This window comes from Bacillus sp. FSL K6-0069, assembly GCF_038007785.1.
Taxonomy (GTDB): domain Bacteria; phylum Bacillota; class Bacilli; order Bacillales; family Bacillaceae_G; genus Bacillus_A; species Bacillus_A mobilis.
The window spans coordinates 4,155,128-4,175,486 of the sequence record NZ_JBBOXN010000001.1 but is presented as its reverse complement, the minus strand read 5'-3'; the positions used below and the strand labels follow the sequence as shown (position 1 = coordinate 4,175,486).

Genomic DNA, 20,359 nt, shown 5'->3' with positions numbered 1-20,359 from the left:
ATAGAATATGATACAGTGAAATGGAGGAGTGAGAATATGATGAAAGAATTGCAAGAAAAAATAGCAGATTATACTCGGTTCGGACAAATCCTTCTCGCTGTAAGTACATTGTTAATGGTCGGCTTGTTGATTCCGAATGGAGCAAAAGAAGCAATACAATCTTTTGTTATGATGGGGAGCATCGTTATATTTTTAAGTTTATCCTACTTTTTCTTCCAGCGTGTGAAAGTGATGCGAGACGAGTTAGAGGGAAACGAATGTGAATAATATTGATAAATAAAGCGTTACAAAAAGAAGGAATCCTTTTTGTAACGCTTTTTGTTTTTTCTAGAAAATGTATGCGTTTTATATTGACAATGATAATCCTTATCAATTAAAGTAGAATAGTAGTTAATGATTATCATTATCAGTTAGAGGTGAAAGAATGAAAAAATCTATTACGCTATTCACAGCGATTTTATCTATTTTTTTCTTGTTAATAGGTTGCAATGCAAAGGAAAACGAAAAAGCATCTGCAACAAAAACAGAAAAAGGAAAAGAGAAAATCGAAGTTACCGACCTGTCAGGAAGAAAGGTAACATTCGATAAAGTGCCAGAGAGTTTTGCAACATTAAGTATGGGTGACATGAATATTATTCATGCGTTAGGCGGAAAAATAGTAGGTCGTCCGGATGCAAAAATAACTCTTCCAGAGGATATAAAGAAAGTACGAGTAATCGGGAATGCGCATCAGCCGAATTTTGAGCAAATTGCTAGCTTAAAGCCGGATGTACTTATTGCTAATAATGGGTTTCAAAAGAATATTCCAACGGTTGAAGGACAAGGAACGAAAGTAATGATTTCTTCTGCAAATTCTGTACAAGATATTCAAAAGAATATTGAATTATACGGAACAATTATGAAGAAAGAGGATAAAGCAAAAGAACTTAACCAAAAGATTAATGATCAAATGAAGACATATGAGAAAAAAAGCGATGTGAAAGCATTGCTAGTGTATGGAGCACCAGGTACTTATTTAGCGGCATTACCAACATCTTTATCAGGTGATATTTTAGAAAAAACAGGCGGGAAAAATATTGCAGCTGAATTTCCGGAAATGAAGGAATATCCGCAATATGCGCAGTTAAGTGTAGAACGTATTATTGAGGCAAATCCAGATGTGATTTATTTAATTACACATGGAGATCCAAGTAGCGTTAAAAAAGCATTTGAAGGCGAAATGATGAAAAATGAAGCGTGGAAAAATTTAGATGCAGTAAAACAAAATCGTGTAGTGATTTTGCCCCCCGACTTATTTGGATCAAATCCGGGAACAAAAGTTACAGAAGCGATGGACTTTATGTATAAAAGTATACAAGATGTAAGGAAATGATACGTATGGAAAGTAGTGAAGTAGTAAGGGAAAAGGAACATCCTTTTGCGAAAAAAAGATGGATAGTAGCAGTTACTTTAGTAGTATTAACGATTTTAGGTCTTTTTTACGGCCTTTTCGCAGGAAGTTTATCCTTTTCATTACGAGATATTCTGATAGGGATACAAGATGAAGATTCGACAGTTCATCGAATTGTATGGGATCTTCGTATACCGAGAGTGCTCATTGGATTTATAGTAGGAACATGTTTAGCAGCATCTGGTGCCCTGCTACAAGGGGTTATGAGAAACCCTCTTGCAGATCCTGGTATAATCGGGGTTTCATCTGGAGCAGGCCTTGTAGCAATTGTAATTATGATTTTATTCCCTCAGCATATGGCTTTTTTACCGCTCGGAGCATTTTTAGGAGCTTTCATAACGGCGATGGTCATTTATGCTTTATCATGGCAAAAGGGGGCACCACCTTCAAGGATTGTCTTAGTAGGTGTGTCAATCAATGCATTAATTGGTGCAGCCACGTCAGCGTTAATGTTATTACATAGTGATAAAGTACAATCCGTGTTGCCATGGTTAGCAGGTGGCATTGGTGGTGTAAGTTGGGCACATTTAAACATGATTATTTATTATGCAATATTCGCTATTATATTAGCCTTCTTTGGTATTAAACATATTCGAGTGTTAATGCTTGGAGATGAAATGGCGAAATTATTAGGTCATAACGTGGAGAGAAGCCGGTTTTATTTAATAGTCGTAAGTACATTATTAGCTGGAATTGCGGTTAGTGTTTCTGGTCTTATTGGATTTGTCGGTCTTGTCGTACCACATATGTTACGTTTATTAGTTGGAAATGATTATAAATATTTATTGCCATTATCATGTCTTGGCGGAGGGATATTACTTGTTTTCGCGGATGCGATAGCTCGAAGTTGGTTCGATCCAATTGAATTGCCTGTTGGTATTTTATTATCCTTCTTAGGCGGTCCGTTCTTCTTATATTTAATTCATAGAGGAGGAAAACAACGTGATTTCCGTTAATAAAGTGTTTTACGCACATTCTGAAAGATTTCAAATACAAAATATGAATGTACATATTAAAGCTGGAGAGGTCGTTAGTTTAATTGGGCCGAATGGATCTGGAAAATCTACTTTGCTTCGTTTAGTGGCAAGACTACTTAAACAAAGCGAAGGGGATATCATTCTAGATGGAAAAAATATTCATACGATGAAAAGTGCCGATGTAGCGAAGCAATTAGCGATGTTACCACAAATGCATGATCATCAATTAGATTTAACAGTGAAAGAATTAATTGAATTTGGAAGAGGCCCTCATAAATCATGGAGCAGTCGCTTAAATAAAGAAGATGAAGAAATTGTTGATTGGGCATTGTCAGTTACAAATCTTGGAGGGTATGAATATCGTCTTTTACAATCTTTATCAGGAGGAGAAAGACAACGTGCCTGGATTGCAATGACGCTAGCACAACGTACAAATGTCTTATTATTAGATGAGCCAACAACTTTTTTGGATATCGTTCACCAATTGGAAGTGATGGAACTTGTGAAACGGTTAAACGAGGAGTTTGGCATGACAATTGTAATGGTTTTACATGATATTAACCAAGCGGCTCAATATAGTGATCGTTTACTTGTATTAAAGCGAGGGCAGCTTCAGTATGACGGTATACCAGAAGAAGTGTTATGTCATGAAATGTTTCAACGTGTGTTCGGCATCGAGGTAGATATTTTTCAAGGAAGCGACAAGCCATTTTTTACACCGAAAAGAATTTCTAAAAGGAGAGAATCGCGATGCGAACAGAAGAACGTATTACCACTGAGTTAGTAAGAGAATTTGTTATGGCAGCTCACGGAGATTTAGAAAAAGTACAAGAACTGTTGGCTGAATCACCAAGCTTACTTCATGCCTCTTACAATTGGGGCGGATCAGATTGGGAAAGTGCGTTAGGAGCAGCGGCACATGTAGGTCGTAAGGATATTGCTCTCTATTTACTAGAAAAGGGTGCTCGAATGGATATTTTCGCAGCCGCGATGCTTGGAGAATTAGAAGTCGTACAAGCTATTTTAGTGGCACAACCAGAGGCATTGCGTGCATCGGGTCCACATGGTATTTCCCTTCTTCAACATGCACGAATGGGTGGAGAAAAAGCGCAGCGTGTGTTTGAGTACTTAACGGTACTCTCTTAATGACCGCAAAGGTTCTTATGTGCGGTAAACTTTTCACTTTCATATAATTGAAAAGTTTACCGCCCGTTAGAACGGGATAAGTATCTAGTATATTTGAAAATCCTACACCCCCCTCAATTGTAGTTTTCTTTATGCTAGTTATGATATGGATGCAGTAGACAATATTTGTCTACTGCCTTTTTTTAATTCTTTTGAGATTGAATATTCTGTATTTTGTTGCTAGTTCCTTTATAATAGACAGTAACATTTAGTATATATTCAAAACATGGTCGTGTAGTTAAGCACAAATGAGTGGGAAGGAGTGCAGAGATGTTTCATACAGATCGTTTACAAATTCGTAAATATACAATGGATGATTTACAGTTCTACGCTTCACTATGGGGAAATGAGAAGGTAATGCGCTATATTGGAAATGGGACGTTAAAAACATATATGCAATGTAAAAAAAGTTTGGAGGAGTGGGTGATTCCTAGCTATAAAAACGGCCTTGGTTTATTTGTATTGATTGAAAAGGAAACAGGAATACGAATTGGTCATGCAGGATTAGTAAAGCAGCAGATAGATGGAAAAGAGGAAATTGAAATTGGGTATTGGTTACTGCCTCAGTATTGGGGAAAAGGGTATGCGAAAGAAGCAGCGGCAGCGTTTCGAGACTATGGCTTCCAAGCGTTACGAATGAATAAACTAATTTCTCTTATTAATCCGGACCACCCGGCCTCCATCTTTGTTGCTAGAAAAACAGGACTTAGTTATGAGAAAACAACTTCATTTCATGGTATGGATGTTCTCGTTTATTCCATTAAGCGCGTTGGATGAAAAAGGGTAAATTGCATCTTTTGAAGAATGGTATATAAAAATAAAGGGGGGATTACATGTATATTTATCATAATGGACTTATTATTCGTGAGGGAACGAATGGTGTACCTGCATATGCAATTAAAACTTTATTCGAAGATGCCGGTTGGAGCAATGATGATATCCCTTCCTGGCAAATTGAAAAATTCACGATAGCATTTGAAAATTCAACATGGGCATTCACAATTTGGGATGAAGAAGAGATGATTGCAATGGTTAGAGTCATTTCTGATGGAATTATGGTCGCGAACATAGTAAATTTAGTTGTGAAATGTGAATATAGAGGGAAGGGATTAGGTAAGAAACTTGTCGCTCTTTGTTTGCAAAAGCTACCACATGGCGATTGGTTTGCGCATACATCGGCTAGTAATTTTGATTTTTATAGAAGTTGTGGCTTTGAGGTGAGGGAGTTATCAAGAAATGGAACATGTGCGTACTACGGGTATCAAGCAGCAAAAAAAGATGGGCACCGATAAAAGTAAGGTAGTGTAGAAAAAGGATCACTATTTTAATAATATAAACTGAACTGAGACTCATTTTATGATAAAATGAAAGAAAATTCTGTTTATTGTCAGGGGGATAAAAATGAATGTAAAAGTTGGGGATGTATTTAAATATGAAAGAAGATTTACTGAGGAAGAGGTTTTTGAATTTGCAAATATTACAGGAGATAAAGGCAGGCATCATATGGAATATGATGAAAATGGACGTTTAATGGTTCATGGTTTATTGACTGCTAGTATTGGAACGAAAGTAGGCGAAGAATTACATTACATAGCAAGAGAATTAGTAAGTGAGTTTATTAGACCGGTTTTTACAGGGGATACGGTCACTTGTGAATTGACTTTAACAAATGTTGAACAGATGGAAGGATACAAAAAGGTTTCAATCGAGTCAGTTTATCGCAATCAACACGAAAAGACTGTACTAGTTGGTACAAGCTATGGAGTTATAAGGGGATAAAAAAAGAAGCCTAATTTACAGGCTTCTTTTTTATTTAATAAACACGTTTTCGATTTTCTGCATGACTAGAGATGAGTAATAATGCCGTTTCGTCTCCTATATTACGAACGATATGAGGAACACATGCATTCCAAGAGAAAGAATCACCTTCTTCTACAATTGCAATATCTTCTCCGTGTTGAACTTCTAGTTTTCCGCGTAATACAAGGTGACACTCTTCCCCCTCATGGGCATTTGGTGTGTTTTCTTTCGGAAACCCAGCAGGAATTTCTACGAGATTTAGGCGAAGGCCACCTTGCTCTGCAACATGTTCAATTCTTTGTTCATCTTTTCCGTATACACTGTATTTACGCTCTACCTTTTTGACAACTTTCAATCGATCTTTTTGTTCTAACAATAAATAAGGAAGAGGAACGTTTAAAAAATTGGAGATCGTTTCTAAAGTTGAGATAGATGGTGAAGTTTTATTATTTTCAACCTGACTCATAAATCCTTTAGAAAGACCTGTTCCCTCACAAATTTGTGCGATTGTTATGCCTCTACGTTGACGAATTTCACGTATTGCAGAACCAATATTCATAAAATCAAGCTCCTTTTTGTAAACAACTATTTGTATCATAGCAAAAAAAATATATATTTTCCCAGTGAAAATGAATTGACGAATAAAAAAAAGTAGTGTATGTTTTGTAATGTAAATAAAAGTTTTGTATAAGAAAACTATAAAGGAGAGAATGAAATGAATCAACATATCGGTAACTTAATTATTCGTATCGTGTTAGGGGTAACGTTCTTTATGCACGGTTTAACAAAATTCCAATCGGGGATTGACAATATTGCAGGGTGGTTCACAAGCATTGGTTTACCAGGAGGACTTGCATACGGCGTAGCAACAGCGGAAGTAGTTGGTGGTATATTGTTAATACTAGGTCTAGGAGTAAGATATATTGGATTATTATTTGCACTTGTTATGGTTGGAGCAATTGTGAAAGTAAAATGGTCAGCTGGTTTATTAGGAGATGGAAAAAATCCTGGCTTCGAATTAGAGCTTGCATTGTTAGCGATGGGTGCGTACTTATTTGTTGCGAAAGCAGACGGTTTTGTAGATAATTTCTTAAAAGAGAAAATGTTAAAGAAGAACTAAATGAAATGGGGGCTAACAAGATGAGTTTTCAACTTCATCCCGACACAACACTTGATGTTGTTCATTTATATGTATCAAATATAAAGAAATCACTAGAGTTTTATACAGAAGTACTAAGTATGAAAGTACTAAAAGAAGATGAAATGGTTGTTACATTTGGGAATGAAAATAACGAACCACTCCTTATCATTGAAGAAAAGAAAGAAGCCATACCAAAGCAAAGAGGGAGAACGGGGTTATATCATTACGCAATTTTATTACCAAGTAGACAGGATTTAGCGAATATTCTTCGTCATCTTGTAGAAATGGTATATCCACTGCACGGCGGAGCCGACCATTACTTTAGTGAAGCCCTTTATTTAGCTGATCCAGATGGAAACGGGATTGAAATTTATCATGATCGCCAAAAAGAAGTTTGGCGTGATGAGAATGGAGAACTACCATTTGTTAGCAATCCGTTAGCTGGTGAAGAGTTATTACAACAAGCAAGTGCGTGGAATGGTTTTCCAGCGGGTACTGTGATGGGGCATGTTCATTTCCATGTAGCTGATTTAGAAGAAGCAAAACGTTTCTATGTGGATGGTCTTGGTTTTGAAGTAACAATCCCAGCTCGTAATGGCGCGTTGTTCGTATCGGCAGGTGGCTATCATCACCATATTGGTTTAAATACGTGGCAAGGTGAAGGAATACCACCGCAAATGCCAAATTCCGTTGGCTTGAAATATTTCACAATTGTACTAGCGGATGAAAAACAAAAAGAGCAAGTATGTGAAAGTTTAAAAAATATTGGCAAGATTGCTACGTACAAAGATGGAATATTGCAAGTCGAGGATCCATTTGGACATTGTATCCAATTCAAAGTAAAAGGAGAAGCCTAAAAAGGCTTCTCTTTTTTACTTTCTTATAATTGCTTTTTCGTTTTGTAAAAATAGTTCATCAAATTGCTTTGCAAGCTCAAAATCTAGTTTCGTTAAACCTTTTGCATTCCAAGATGACAAAGTAATAATGACTGCTTTATACTGGATAAGGATAAATGGGTGGTGATTATGTTCTTCTGATAGTTTGGCGGCTTCAGAGACAAATTCGACTCCTTTTAAGTAGTCGGAAAACATATATTTTCGTTCAATCCATTTCTCATCTTTTACCATCCATTTATCTACCTTCAATAATTCCTCTTGAACTTCTTCCTCAGTTAATCGTAGCATCATTTTTCACATCCTTTATTGGAAGTAACGCAAGACCATTGTTAATAAGGCGTGTTACAGCTTCGTCAGTTGTGAAAGTAGAAAGTTGATGTAGTAATGTTGCCGATGTTTCATGCCCTTTGTTATGCTCTAAAAGTAACTCTAATACTTCAAGGCGCAGCAACCATTCTTTCGCATAAAATTTATTTAATACCTCTTGAATTGCTACTAATTGATCGATATGCGCGTCGTGTAAGATCCCCTCACTTCGAATATCTCGAACTGTTTGATACATACGTTCAAGTTCATTCAGTACAAGTGGAGCAGGAATTTCTTGAACTTCTTCATCCATTGGGAAAAATGCTGCTGCATCTGCGGCACCTGGGAATACTGAAGTGATTTGTGAGCCAACAGCCATATCAAATGCGCCCCATGAAGCATCAAATAAAACGCGGGCGTTATAAGTAACTGTGCAATCGATAAAGGAAATAAGAGCAATTTTCTTATTGTTTTTTACAATATCTGTTACTGTTCCTTTTACATGAATACCACTTGCAAAAGTAAACTCAGCGATAGTTCCAATTGTAATTCCTAATGATTGTAGTTGTTCGTCTGTACAAGTTTCTAATGCAATATTTTCAGTGAGTAATCCAATCGGTGTTCCAAATCCATCACTGTGTACAGAAGTAGAATGATTCGCTAACTGTTTATTATGAAGCGCTAATGCCGTTGGCGAATTTGTTCGCATGTAAATTAATTCACCTGCATCGTTTTCAATTGTCTCGCTAAATGTACCAGTAATTTGTAATCCGCTATTTAGCTCAGCTGTTGCATAGTTCTCGGAGCGAATTGCTTTTTCTAAACCTTCTTTTCCACCTGTTTTAAAGGCCATCGTTTTAGAAAATGTTTCAAGCGCATCTGTTAATTCTTCAAAGGATTTACAAACAAATAGTTGTGGTTGCATTTTTGTTACGTCATAAGTTGTCCCTGTACATGCTTCGATAGAAAATGGAACCTTTTCTACAGCGTCAGTTAAGCAATGTTTGCTTTCGCCAACAGAAGAAAGGAGGCCAGCACCATATATTTTTGGATCATCTATATTTCCAATTAATCCATATTCTACTGTCCACCAGAAAAGACGTGAAATTTGTTCAGCTTCTGATAAACCAGAAACTAAGTTTTGTTTTTCAATTACAGCATTTTCAGCAGCCTTAACTTCATCAGGAGTAGAAGTAGGGCTTTCTTTTACTATCGTTAATGTACGAACAGCTTCAAATGCATCATGTTCTTCTTTTGTAGAGAAAGCTTTTGCACCAATTTGCCCAAAACGTTTCACATATTTTGCATATGTAGGATCAAGTAAAATCGGTGCGTGTCCTGCTGCTTCGTGTACGATATCTGGAGCTGGTGTGTACTCGATATTTTCTACTTTCCGAATATCTGTTGCGATCGGTAGTAATCCGTGTCCTTGAAAATCGAAGAATGCTACGCCGGGAATAAGTCCGTCAATCGTTACAGCGCCCCAGCCACTTGGTGCTAAACACTCATTCATTTCTTCTACTTTTGGAATTGCATCTATATTAATACCAGATGATTGTAGTCCGTTCACGTAGGCTGGATGAGCAACGTCTTTTAAGAAGCTATGATTTTGTCTCATAATATAACGCCACACAGCGTGATTCACCGGTGTGTATTGATCATAATGTTGTGTGGATACGAATGGTTTTAAATGCGATGGAATTTCTGTTTTCTTTGTCATTTAGACATCCTCCTTTTTTTCAATAAAATTGAATATCGATTTCGTATAGCTTGTATCACCTCCTTTCATTTTTTGTAAGCGCTTATAAAATTTTATCATAAGATTCGGAATTATTTAACATCTGTTTCTGTGAGAAATAGAAAAAGCCCCTATCGGAAAATCCGATAGGGGCGAAAGAATCGCGGTACCACCCTATTTGTAAGTGAAAATATACTTACATCTCAATTAATGATAACGGAAAAATTCCGTCTTTTCCTTCATGCATAAAAGCACTACGAAAAAGAAGCTCCAGAATTGTAATTCATACTTATATATGTGCTAATTTCCACCGACCATTAGCTCTCTGTAACAGGGATATAAGATACTACTGCGATTCTTTCAACGCGTATATATGAAATTGTGTAAGAGGTTGGACGCAAAAAAGTCCCTATCGGAAAATCCGATAGGGACGATAAAAATCGCGGTACCACCCTATTTGTAAACAACTAATTGTTTACCACTCACTTTACGATAACGGAAAAATCCGTCTTTCTCTTCATGCATAAAAAGCATTACGGGAAAGAAGCTCCAGAATTGTAATTCACGCTTGTATATGTACTGATTCGCACCAACCATCAGTTCTCTGAGACAGTGATATAAGTCGCTACTAGTATTCCTTCAAAGCCGATATATAATTCGTTCAACTAAACTATGTTTTGTATTAAAAAACTATATTAAAAAAATTGTCAATAAAAATTTTTTATCCCATGTTAATGAGCGGTAAAACTCCTACCTCAAAATTCGGTGGGAGTAAAGAAGTTAGATGGGAGACTAACTACTCGTGAACCCCGATTGGTGAAGGCTAACAATCAGTGGGGATGAATGAAATCGCCACTGATTAAAGTTTCACTTTATTTCATTTCTAAATCAACATTTAAATTAGTTGTATTTCCAGCTGCATCTGTTGCAACAATATGAATTGTATTCTTTCCTTGTTGTAATTGATTACGATCGAAATAAATTTCGTAGTTTTTCTCCCAAGTGTTTAGGAACGCACTCTCCCATACACCATTTCCGTTAATCTCATATTGCATTCTCACTGGAATACCAGGTGCAATCCAACCGGATTCTGTCATCCAATCGAGTAGAATATCGTCAACTTTCCCTCTAATTATGAGGTTTTCTTGATCAACTTCGTGCGTTAACTTAGGTGCTGTTCGGTCAACAAACACAGCTCCTGTTTGCTTTGTTTCTCCACCAGAGTTAGAAGCAACAGCTTCGATTTGGTATAAGCCATCAGGCAACGGTGATCCGTCAGTTCTTGTACCATTCCATTTGAAAGATTTATAACCTGGTGTTTCGTTTTTACCTTGATATACCGTGCCTTGATATGTCACACGGTCTTTCGTAATTAAATTGGCATGAAACGCTATATCTTCAACTGGTGTAACTAAATAGTAATTGATTAGGTTGTCATCTAGTATGTTGTCATTATTTGGACTGAAAGTAGAATTAACGATTTCAAGGCCATCAATACGCTTGTATTCTTTCGGATCGATGCTAAATGTAAATGGAATACGCATTTCTTCAGTTTTCCCTTGCTCTTTTACATACAGATTCCCTGTATATACGCCTTGTGGTAAGGAGCTATCTACAGTAATAGTAAAAGGTTTTTCAATATTACTATTCGGTTTCAAACTAATTGAAGAAGGGAAAGAAGTCTGGATTTTTGTTTTTGTATCTAATAATTCAATACGAGTTGAAAAGTTTTTCTTTTTGTTAGAAAGATTTTCTAACGTAATATTTTGTGTTAGTTTCAGTTTGCCGCTATTTGGTTTAATAAGACCGAAGCTTACGTTGTTCGGTTTCACTAACGCATCCGTTTGAGCTGCTTTTGGAATGTTAATTAAACCTGATCCTTGTGCCATGATAGGATATGTATTTTCATTGACATCCTTTAATGTTTTTGCAGTGTTGGCAAGAGCAGATTTTAATTGTTCTGTCGTCCAATCAGGATGCATTTGACGTAGTAAGGCAACGGCTCCCGCTACTTGTGGCGCAGCCATACTTGTTCCGTTGTGAGATTCATAGCCGCCTCTTGGTACTGTACTAGTAATTTGTACGCCAGGTGCAACAACATCAGGTTTTATGAGCCAACTTCCTTGTGATGGTCCTCTTGAACTGAAGTTACCAATCAGTTCGGTTTTATTTGGTTGTCCAATCTTTATATTTTTCTTTCTTTTTGTAATTAAATTTTTCAACTCTTCGCCATTTGTATTGGATAGTTGCATAACTGGAAGAGCTATATCTTCACGTCCAAAATATTCGGGCATAATATTAATTTCTTTTTCATTAGAAATTAATAGCACGCCGAGAGCACCAGCTTGTTTTGCTTGTTCTGCCTTTACTAACGTGCTCGAAGTTCCTTGTAAAACAAGGGCGAACTTACCTTTCACATCTTGTTTAGCGTAATCGCTAGAATTACCGTAGCCAACATAGACAAGCTGAGCATCGTTTCCTACTTGGAAGTCTGCTTTTGATAATGGTAATCCTTGATAAGATTTATTAGAACCAGCTACTTGGAATGTTGGGAATGGAATAGAAACAGTAGATGCACCAACAGAGATGACGCTACTCGCGTTACCAGGAGCATCAACAGACCAAGGCTTTGGTCCATCATTTCCATTTGAAACGACTGCAGTAACACCAAGTTTTGCTGCACGTTCTAACGTCATTGTTACAGGTTGATCAGGGACATTTAAATCTTGACCGAGAGATAAATTTAAAACGTCAGCGCCATCTTGAATCGCGCGCTCAATACCTTGAAGAATATCTTCGGTCGTACCAGTACCGCTATCATTCATCACACGATAGGCTAGAATAGACGCATTTGGAGCAACGCCTTTAATTTTTCCGTTACCAGCAATAATGCCAGCTACATGAGTACCATGTACGTTCCCATCCATCGGATCATTATCTTCATCGACTGCATCATAGCCACCGATATAATTTGCTTGTAAGTCAGGATGTGTATAGTCTACGCCAGAATCAATAATAGCGACTTTCATACCTTTTCCATCAAGCGGTTTGCCAGATGGATCTTTTAAATTCCATGCTTCAGGAGCACCGATTGTCGGTCCGCCGATATTTGGCGCTTCTTCTTTAGTAGCGCTTTTTGCTGTTTCATGCAATTTATATGTTAAGTTCGGATAAACAGCTTTTACTTCAGGCAAAGAAGCTAGAGCAGCAATTTGATCTCCTGGTACAGAAATAGAGAATCCAGAAAATAACGTACTATACGTTTCTTTTATCTTTGCTTTGGGTGCTTTTTCTTTAATTTTCTTTGTAGTATCCTCTTGTGCTTTTTTTAGTTGTGCATGGTATGATTGCACATTTCCATTTTTTAAATCTGGAGCATGCTGAATGTTACTTTGTGAAGCGAGCGGAGCATGTTGTAATTCTACAATGACTGAAATTTCTTTTGATGTTTTTGTTTCAACATTTTGCGCGATTTTGTTTTCTCCCCATTGCTCAATATTTGCCTTTAACTGTGGACTAAATTGCTTCTCTTTTTGCAGCGATTCAGCATGCGCGCTTAAAGCTCCAAAACTAGAAAAGACAAGCGCCATACTTAATAGTGCAGATGTAGTTTTTTTCATTGAAACTCCCCCTAATAAAAAGTGCCAATATTCAGAAAAGTTATCTTACATTTTTGTTATGAAATATAAAATTGAATGTTGGCTAAACTATACTTTCGACATAATTCATACCAATCCTCTTTGAATTAAAAATTTCTTGGGAAATTTTTTGGTATTATGTCGAATGGATAATATTCAGTGTGGGGAGGCCCACCCTTACTGGGCATAAATCGACAACAATTGTGCAATTAATCTGGAGTGAAATTCGCATATAGTAAGCGGAATATGAGGAATGCTATAAGAAAAATGGAGGGACGTATGAAAAAAATTATCGTGAGTAGTAGTGTGGTTTTGTTTATTTTTCTATCTTCAGTTTTTAGTACTAGAGCGGAACATAATGAGATGAAAGTTGCTTTTATTCGTCATCATGACCTTTGGATTAAAATTGATGGGAAAGAAAAACAAATAACAAAAGGCGAGTACATAACAGGGCCGAAATGGTCCCATGATGGAGAATGGCTTGCCTATGCTAAAGGAAAGAAGCAAAACACCTTGGAGTTGTACCAACTGGAAGATGGAAAGAAAGTTAGGCCATCGCAATCTGAAGTATCGAATTATCAATGGTCACCGAAAGAGAATATAATTGCATTTGTATTTATGAATACATTAAATACGTTTGATGTCAAAAAAAAGAATACAGATTTTGAAAATGTATCAGCGGGTGTAGGTGATTATGCATGGTACCCTGATGGAAAGAAGTTTCTTGTATCTTCTGAAGCACACATACTTCCAACAGGATGGACAGGAGCTCAGCTATATGAAGTGCAAAAAGATGCACACATGAATCCTCACAAAATGAAGCATTTGTATGCATTACCAAATGAACATGATGATTTTCTAGCGCTAGTTGCAAGTGGGTTTGAGTGGTCACCAGATCAAAGGTGGATTTCATTTTTAGCGGTACCGACAGCTTCATGGTCAGCTGATAGCAATACGCTTTGCTTAATTCGAGCAGATGGCAGTCGATTTGAAAAGATAGATCAAATGTTATTAAACACACAATGGTTCAAATGGGCACCATCTAGCAACATATTAGCCTATATTGAAGGAAGCGGGAGAGTTGCGTTAGAGAATAAACATTTAAAAGTAAAAGAATTGCCAGTACTTCAGCAGAACACATTTACGCCGAAAGGATATGTTGATTGGGATTTTGTATGGAAGAACGAGAGAGTAATTATCGTTTCAAGGGCAAAAGAGGCAGGAATAGAAACTCCGCCGGAAAAAAGACCACTGCCATCTTTATATGAGATTGATTGTACAAGCGATAAACAACATCAAATTACAAAGCCACCTCATAAGCAAGGTGATTATCATCCGATTTTTATGAAGAAGAGCAATCAATTAATATGGATACGTTCAGACCGTAAGAAAGCCAATGTATGGATTGCAAATAGTGATGGAAAGCAAGAAAAGAAGTGGATTGAAAATATAGATGTACCAGAGTGGTATTATGAGAAATGGAACTGGGAAAATGTTATCTCGGTGAAAGAAGAATAAAAAACGTGCCTAAAAAATGATTTTAGGCACGTTTTTTTATCCTTTTCGGCAAGAAGACTCCATGTGATTTGTGTTACGGGTGAAACCCAACAATTCAGATGGAGATGAATTGCTATCAGAAGGTAGGCCGAACTCTGTTGTTTCGCTCATAATAATGTTTGAGGGCGAATGTTTGTTTCTTTTTTTCTTACGATATCATGTAGATAAAGAGGAAATAGATTGTAAGACAACGAAATTAGATAATGATAATGATTATCATTATGCTACTTGAGTCAAAAGGAATTACGATGAAGAACATGTTCGCATGTTGTCTCATTTCGTTCCAAATATTGATTTGTCAAAAGTAATGAACTCTCTAAGAAAGGTGGTGAAAACAATGGCTAGAAAGAAAGCAGTGAAAGTATTACGGAAACAAAAGAAAAGAGAAACTTTGCAACGATTCACGCAGAAACAGAATATCGGACGAGCTTGCTTGACTGCAAAAGAATTCCGCTTACTGCAACGCATGTCACATAGTTCAAAAGCGTTGCGAAATGTTGGATTGTACACGATTAAACAAAGTTATTTGAATCATAACAAGATAGCTACTGTAAAAGAAGTGGACACTGCCATGCAAGCCGATTTGAATTACTCGGGCTGTATCAAAGTAAAGCAGGAACATGTATTCATGCGGATATTAATGGTGCGCTGAATACATTGAAAAAATCAGGAGTTATAGAATTGGATGACAATCTGAAAGTAAAAACGCCGATTCTATTAGAAGTGCAAAAACGTAAGGCTGTTGCTTCACGCATAGCTTAGTGGGTGCGTCAACCATCCATGTGTACGCGACTTGTCGGGGCTTGTAGCACACGCCGGGATTCATCTGAGTGGTGGCTTCTTCCACACGGGAGAATTGCTCTTTTTCGAAAGGGTGGTGCAAGTGGGAAAACAATCGTTCGTTGCCAGTACCAACAAAAAACATACTTGGGGTGTTACCATAAGGTGGCATGAATGCTAGAGCGTCAAACTGTCTAGCGATAGACGAAAAGACCTAGCGTTCGAACTCAAGCCCCCACTGAAAGGCTTCATCTCAGTGGGGGTAGTTGACTGTTATTTATGAGTTTTATTCGGCTTTTTCTTCGCGGGGTTCCCGTTTCCCTGACGCTTTCTGTTTTGCTCATCTTTTGTTTGTTTTTCATGCAGTGTATCTAAAAAATCATTCGAGTTACTCATTTTTATATCGCTCCTTTTATTTTGTCCTAATTACTATAACCATTTAGGAGGAGAATCATGAGATACAAGTTAAGCACTTAATTTTCTTCGATAATATATATAAAATATGCCATACGTAATAAATAGCATAAATAAAATTTGTAACTCAACATTTTCTTTTAAAATAGTTGAGATAGAAGATGGTAAGTAAGGGGATGTATCGCTCGTTCCTATACCTAACCATTTGTTTAAGAGGTTAATGGTACAAAACATAAAAACACCAGACCAGCTTGCAATAATTGCCTTCTGTTTAATTTTTGTTTCACGTTCATCATCTGTAATCCAAGGATTAGCAGTTTTATCACTACTAAAAAATCCGTTTATATATCCCCATATAATCATTCCGATTAAGATAGTTATCCATTTCATATTTGTGATTCCCCTCTCTCTTGTAAAAAGTATTTTACATATATGATTGTAATATTTCCCAATTGTTTGTGTCAAATCTTTTTTACATATCGTTTTTTCTTATAGCAGGAATAATGGATGAGATAGGGAAGGAATTATGTTGAAGGATTTCATAGAGAGAGGAGGATGAGTATGAAACTCGTCTTTGTTCGGCATGGAGAAGGTGAACATACAAAAGATTTGCCGTCAACTTTACAAGTATTGCATCCATCATTAACGGATGAAGGAAGGAATCAGGCTAAATTACTTCAATGCAATGTGCCATTGCAAGAAACGGATATATTAGTTGCCAGTCCTACAATTAGAACTTTACAAACGGCGACAATATGGAGTGAGAAGGTATCTTGTCAAACAATTGTTCATCCATATGTATCCCCACGTATTTTTCCTTATCGAGAAGGAGCGAAAACATTACCATGTGATCACATAGTAGATCAGGAAATGATAGCAAATTTATTTCCACATTTTTTGATAGAGAAAAGCACAAATAAGCAGTTATGGACGGAGGGTATAAATATTATTTCAGAGAGTAGCTTTCAGCAAATAGTAGATGAATTTCTTCTTTGGTGTTATGAGCTAGGCGCTGAAAGAATTTGTATTGTATCTCACGACGGGACGATTACAGCATATAGGCAATATTTACAGAAGGTCGTTTTAACTAGATCAGACTTTTTGCAAGAAACGGGTATATATGAAATGGAGGTATCCCTTAAAAGTTTGATTGATGAGATTTAATGATAGGATGGAGGGTATATGTTGAATGTTGCACTAGTAGTTGGCTTTAACTCTGATTTAGAGGCGCAATCAATCCGGGCATCACTTGAATATTTTGGGGCAAAAGTTATAACATACTGGATTGGTAGACCGAAAGAGTTCATCGATATTCTTTCTGGAAAAGGTTTATATAATGATATCAATTATGTTGTCTTTTGCTTTCATGGTGAGGAAGGAAAGTTTGTTATGGAAGAGTTGGGTGAAGATATATATGAACAAGATGAACCGAGGGGATACTTTGGTGCTGCAGAAATTTATAAATATGCAAAATTGCATAATACACATATTGTAAATAGCGGGTGTACGTTAGGGGATCGAAAACTAGCAGAATCTTTTTTGCGTAGTGGAGCGAAATCGTATATTGGATCGATAGATTATGTAGATGGGAATGCGGCACTTATGTTTACAATACGCTTATTTTATGGGCTTATTAACCATGAAAAAACGATAGAAGATGCTTTTCAAGAGGCGATATTAATCGATGAGGAGACACGTACATTTCAATTCTATAAATAGAAAAAACGCCTTTATTTTATATTCGAATAAAGGCGTTTCACATTTAACTCACATTTTTTTTACAATTTCTTCAATGAAAATGATTATCACCTATGGTATGATATGTTCAAGTTTTTACAGGTAAAAAAAGTTACTATATAAACGTTAGTTTTTAATGTTTCATACACATGTCACAAATTATTCGTAATTAACATTTTAAAAATAAGTAACTAATGTTATTATATTATCTGTAACTAACTTAATTACAACTTTAGGAGGAAGATATGGTTATTCAATTTTTAAGAGAAAACAAAGCAGTTTCTTTTGTGTTAGCAATAATTCGAGTATATCTTGGTTACACATGGTTAATGGCTGGAATCGGTAAACTACAAGGAAAAGGATTCGATGCAACTGGTTATTTACAAGGTGCAATTGAAAAATCTAAAGGAGCACAACCGGCTGTTCAATCTTGGTGGGCATCATTTTTACAAGATTTCGCAATTCCAAACGTTGATCTATTTAATTCACTTGTAACGTGGGGAGAAATTTTAGTTGGGATTGGTTTAATTGTAGGCTGTTTAACAAAAACAACGGTCTTTTTCGGCCTTGTAATGAACTTTTCCTATATGCTTAGTGGGTCAATTGGTGTAAACCCTGAAATGGTTATCCTATCAATGTTCGTTCTGGTCTCTAGTATGAATGCTGGTAAATTTGGAATAGATGGTTTCGTTATTCCGAAAGTACTAGGATCAAAAACTCAAAAACGCCAAAAGCAAGCTGCTTAATATATGAAAGCGGGTATCTCAAAATGAGATACCCGCTTATGTTATTTTTCAACTTTGATTGGATTGTTCTTAAAGAATTCTTTTACATAACCTACAAATTCTTGTGGCTCTTGACGAAATGGTGCATGATAACCTTTTTCGATAATATGGAAAGTACTATTTTTTAAGAATTGATGATACGTTTCTCCTTCTTTCCAAGAAACGCTACTATCATTTCTTCCCCATATAATTAAGGTTGGTTGTTTCATTTCATTTGCATTGATTTGAAGACGTCTAGGCCATAATTTCATTTTATTGTAATGCTCTTCATCATTACGTTTAAATTTCACTTTACTTTCATCATAATCTGCAATAGCAGAGACGGTATTTAAATCAGTGGACAACTGTGGTTTTGGTGAACCTTGTTTATTAACGAGTGTATGCGGACCGCCTGTAGCATCAGTTAAAATAAGGTGAGTAACGGCTTCGGGGTATAAATATGTTAAATTAAGAGAAATTTCTCCGCCCATTGAGTGTCCTAGTATTGCAAACGAATCATAACCTAGTTTTTTCATTAATTTATAATACAAATTTGCATGGGCTGGGAAAGAATAATAAAAATCCATCGGCTTAGATGAGCGCCCGAACCCTAAAGCATCTACAGAAATAATTGTATGATCTTTCGCTAAGTCTGAATAAATTTTTTGAAAACCATCCGAAGATCCTCCAAATCCATGAATCAGAAGTAAAGGTGGTTTTTCATTACCGATCTTTTTAAAATAAATGGTTTGACCATCTATTTCCACCATCTTTTCCTCGGTAGCTAGTTTCGCTGTAAGTGTATTTTTAACTTGTTTTACTTGTTCTACTGGCTTTTCTGCTGCACTACATCCTACTAATAGTGTAAGAGTAAGACAACCTACCATAAAATAGCTAAATCGCTTCAATGAGGTGTCCCCTTTCTAACATAACGCTGTATCTATCATAGCAAATAGCATATTACGATTTCCAGGAAGTTGGCTACCATTTTTTATCATAAGAGGTGAAAGGAGCGTTTCTTGGAAATTTTCTGTTTGAAGAAATTGACGAAATGAAAATTGTAAATGTGGGACATCAATCCTTACTGTGCCACTCCAGCTTTCACAGATTCTCTTGAATAATTGAATAGCATCCTTCTCTTGCTTTGCGATAAGTGGATTGACGCATAATATATTACCTTTTTGTACACATAAGGAAAAAGCTTCTATACAGTTATTTCTCTCAATTTTAAAAGAGTGGCTCGTTCTTGGTAATAGCGATGAGTAAAGTAAGGAACGATTAGCACCAGTTGTAATTTGATCGAGAGAAATAAGTGAGACAAGATCTTGTTCTTTCACTTGTTGTGTATGAGCAATATGTGTCTTAGTAGTTTGTTTTTCGAAACGATGAATCGTCGTGACAGTTTGAAATCCGCACGATGTATAAAGAGGCTCGCCAGCCTTTGTTGCAATAAGTGCAATTGGTTGTTTTGGGTAGGTGCGTTCTAAGCAGCGATTAAGCAACATACGCCCGATGCCCTGGCCTTGAAAATCAGGATGGACGATTAACATACCAATAGTAGAAAAACTATCTTTAAAAGGAAATACTCCTCCAGTTGCAATCAGTTTATTTTCATGCATATAACCGATAAGTGTGCCAAGAGAAAGGTACATTTCGAATTGTTTTTTCATAAATGTTTTATCTTGTAACCATCCAACAGCTTTACAAAGGTCGAGTAGATCAAAAATAAAAGATTTATCTAGCTGTATTGTTTTCATAAATGTTCACCACGTTTCTATTAATTTTCATGAAAGTAGATTGAAAATGTTAAATAAGAGATTTATGTTACATGAAATCCAATTTGTTTATATTTTGATTGTAAAGGGGAAGATGGTTGATATGAAAAGACAAAGTTATACAAATTATAACTGATATTTACATAAGTTAACAAAAAATTTACATATAACTAATTTTCTCTTAACAGTATTCTATTAAAT

General features: G+C 36.3%; 22 protein-coding genes, 1 pseudogene and 2 other annotated features. Of the genes and pseudogenes, 15 read left to right on the top strand and 8 right to left on the bottom strand.

Annotated features, from left to right (window positions below; translation table 11 throughout):
- Positions 1-39 precede the first annotated feature (39 nt).
- The 8 genes from MHB74_RS21470 (at position 40) to MHB74_RS21435 (ending at position 5,391) form a co-directional block, all read left to right on the top strand.
- On the top strand, positions 40-267 hold the full coding sequence (locus tag MHB74_RS21470) for a YrhC family protein (RefSeq protein WP_061677521.1): 228 nt from the start codon (positions 40-42) through the stop codon (positions 265-267).
- A 157-nt stretch (positions 268-424) separates the two neighbouring features.
- Positions 425-1,372: an ABC transporter substrate-binding protein gene (locus tag MHB74_RS21465; RefSeq protein WP_061677227.1), complete on the top strand. Its 948-nt coding sequence runs from the start codon at positions 425-427 to the stop codon at positions 1,370-1,372.
- A gap of 5 nt (positions 1,373-1,377) precedes the next feature.
- Positions 1,378-2,406, top strand: coding sequence for a FecCD family ABC transporter permease (locus MHB74_RS21460; RefSeq protein WP_061677522.1), 1,029 nt, complete (start codon positions 1,378-1,380; stop codon positions 2,404-2,406).
- Positions 2,393-3,211 (top strand): ABC transporter ATP-binding protein, encoded by an 819-nt coding sequence (locus tag MHB74_RS21455; protein ID WP_061677229.1) that lies wholly within the window; start codon positions 2,393-2,395, stop codon positions 3,209-3,211. Before MHB74_RS21460 ends, MHB74_RS21455 begins: the two co-directional genes overlap by 14 nt.
- Positions 3,178-3,573: an ankyrin repeat domain-containing protein gene (locus tag MHB74_RS21450; RefSeq protein ID WP_061677232.1), complete on the top strand. Its 396-nt coding sequence runs from the start codon at positions 3,178-3,180 to the stop codon at positions 3,571-3,573. The genes MHB74_RS21455 and MHB74_RS21450 overlap by 34 nt, the downstream gene beginning before the upstream one ends.
- 309 nt (positions 3,574-3,882) lie before the next feature.
- Entirely contained in the window at positions 3,883-4,389 is a 507-nt protein-coding gene (locus MHB74_RS21445) for a GNAT family N-acetyltransferase (RefSeq protein ID WP_000469127.1), read from the top strand.
- Positions 4,390-4,445: 56 nt separating this feature from the next.
- Positions 4,446-4,904: a GNAT family N-acetyltransferase gene (locus MHB74_RS21440; RefSeq protein ID WP_061677234.1), complete on the top strand. Its 459-nt coding sequence runs from the start codon at positions 4,446-4,448 to the stop codon at positions 4,902-4,904.
- Between the two features lie 109 nt (positions 4,905-5,013).
- Positions 5,014-5,391 (top strand): MaoC/PaaZ C-terminal domain-containing protein, encoded by a 378-nt coding sequence (locus MHB74_RS21435; protein ID WP_061677236.1) that lies wholly within the window; start codon positions 5,014-5,016, stop codon positions 5,389-5,391.
- 34 nt (positions 5,392-5,425) lie between these two features.
- On the opposite strand, the gene MHB74_RS21430 is transcribed toward MHB74_RS21435, so the two are convergent.
- Positions 5,426-5,971 (bottom strand): helix-turn-helix domain-containing protein, encoded by a 546-nt coding sequence (locus MHB74_RS21430; protein WP_061677238.1) that lies wholly within the window; start codon positions 5,969-5,971, stop codon positions 5,426-5,428.
- 156 nt (positions 5,972-6,127) lie between these two features.
- Between MHB74_RS21430 and MHB74_RS21425 the strand changes: the two genes are divergently transcribed.
- Positions 6,128-6,532 (top strand): DoxX family protein, encoded by a 405-nt coding sequence (locus MHB74_RS21425; RefSeq protein ID WP_061677240.1) that lies wholly within the window; start codon positions 6,128-6,130, stop codon positions 6,530-6,532.
- Positions 6,533-6,552: 20 nt separating this feature from the next.
- The gene (locus MHB74_RS21420) at positions 6,553-7,410 is read left to right on the top strand and encodes a VOC family protein (protein WP_061677242.1); all 858 of its coding nucleotides are present in this window, start codon (positions 6,553-6,555) and stop codon (positions 7,408-7,410) included.
- 15 nt (positions 7,411-7,425) lie between these two features.
- On the opposite strand, the gene MHB74_RS21415 is transcribed toward MHB74_RS21420, so the two are convergent.
- From MHB74_RS21415 to MHB74_RS21405, 3 genes are all read right to left on the bottom strand, one after another.
- Complete coding sequence (locus tag MHB74_RS21415) at positions 7,426-7,740, bottom strand: 4a-hydroxytetrahydrobiopterin dehydratase (protein WP_016086202.1); 315 nt, start codon at positions 7,738-7,740, stop codon at positions 7,426-7,428.
- Complete coding sequence (locus MHB74_RS21410; protein WP_061677244.1) at positions 7,721-9,475, bottom strand: aromatic amino acid hydroxylase; 1,755 nt, start codon at positions 9,473-9,475, stop codon at positions 7,721-7,723. The genes MHB74_RS21415 and MHB74_RS21410 overlap by 20 nt, the downstream gene beginning before the upstream one ends.
- 163 nt (positions 9,476-9,638) lie before the next feature.
- Positions 9,639-9,866: a binding site (T-box leader), on the bottom strand.
- 50 nt (positions 9,867-9,916) lie between these two features.
- Positions 9,917-10,145 (bottom strand) — a binding site (T-box leader).
- Positions 10,146-10,365: 220 nt separating this feature from the next.
- Positions 10,366-13,113 carry a S8 family serine peptidase gene (locus tag MHB74_RS21405; RefSeq protein ID WP_061677246.1) on the bottom strand — a complete coding sequence of 916 codons (2,748 nt, stop codon included), beginning with the start codon at positions 13,111-13,113 and terminating at the stop codon, positions 10,366-10,368.
- A gap of 297 nt (positions 13,114-13,410) precedes the next feature.
- Here MHB74_RS21405 and MHB74_RS21400 point away from each other — a divergent pair, with 297 nt between their 5' ends.
- The gene (locus MHB74_RS21400; protein WP_061677248.1) at positions 13,411-14,649 is read left to right on the top strand and encodes an eIF2A-related protein; all 1,239 of its coding nucleotides are present in this window, start codon (positions 13,411-13,413) and stop codon (positions 14,647-14,649) included.
- A gap of 376 nt (positions 14,650-15,025) precedes the next feature.
- A pseudogene (locus MHB74_RS21395) lies at positions 15,026-15,286 on the top strand (RNA-guided endonuclease TnpB family protein); the annotation flags it as partial.
- Positions 15,287-15,741: 455 nt separating this feature from the next.
- Here MHB74_RS21395 and MHB74_RS21390 read toward each other — a convergent pair.
- Both MHB74_RS21390 and MHB74_RS21385 read right to left on the bottom strand, forming a co-directional pair.
- Entirely contained in the window at positions 15,742-15,864 is a 123-nt protein-coding gene (locus MHB74_RS21390; protein WP_061677252.1) for a DUF4023 domain-containing protein, read from the bottom strand.
- Between the two features lie 69 nt (positions 15,865-15,933).
- On the bottom strand, positions 15,934-16,272 hold the full coding sequence (locus tag MHB74_RS21385; RefSeq protein ID WP_061677254.1) for a hypothetical protein: 339 nt from the start codon (positions 16,270-16,272) through the stop codon (positions 15,934-15,936).
- A gap of 171 nt (positions 16,273-16,443) precedes the next feature.
- On the opposite strand from MHB74_RS21385, the gene MHB74_RS21380 reads away from it, so the two are divergent.
- The 3 genes from MHB74_RS21380 to MHB74_RS21370 all read left to right on the top strand — a co-directional run bounded on the left by MHB74_RS21380 (position 16,444) and on the right by MHB74_RS21370 (position 18,365).
- The gene (locus MHB74_RS21380) at positions 16,444-17,046 is read left to right on the top strand and encodes a phosphoglycerate mutase family protein (RefSeq protein ID WP_061677256.1); all 603 of its coding nucleotides are present in this window, start codon (positions 16,444-16,446) and stop codon (positions 17,044-17,046) included.
- Between the two features lie 18 nt (positions 17,047-17,064).
- Entirely contained in the window at positions 17,065-17,601 is a 537-nt protein-coding gene (locus MHB74_RS21375) for a hypothetical protein (RefSeq protein WP_061677258.1), read from the top strand.
- Positions 17,602-17,864: 263 nt separating this feature from the next.
- The gene (locus MHB74_RS21370) at positions 17,865-18,365 is read left to right on the top strand and encodes a DoxX family protein (RefSeq protein WP_061677260.1); all 501 of its coding nucleotides are present in this window, start codon (positions 17,865-17,867) and stop codon (positions 18,363-18,365) included.
- A 41-nt stretch (positions 18,366-18,406) separates the two neighbouring features.
- Here the strand turns inward: MHB74_RS21370 and MHB74_RS21365 are convergent, their stop codons facing one another.
- Positions 18,407-19,291 (bottom strand): alpha/beta fold hydrolase, encoded by an 885-nt coding sequence (locus tag MHB74_RS21365; RefSeq protein WP_061677262.1) that lies wholly within the window; start codon positions 19,289-19,291, stop codon positions 18,407-18,409.
- 15 nt (positions 19,292-19,306) lie between these two features.
- Positions 19,307-20,140, bottom strand: a complete 834-nt coding sequence (locus MHB74_RS21360; RefSeq protein WP_061677263.1) for a GNAT family N-acetyltransferase — start codon at positions 20,138-20,140, stop codon at positions 19,307-19,309.
- Positions 20,141-20,359: the final 219 nt, after the last annotated feature.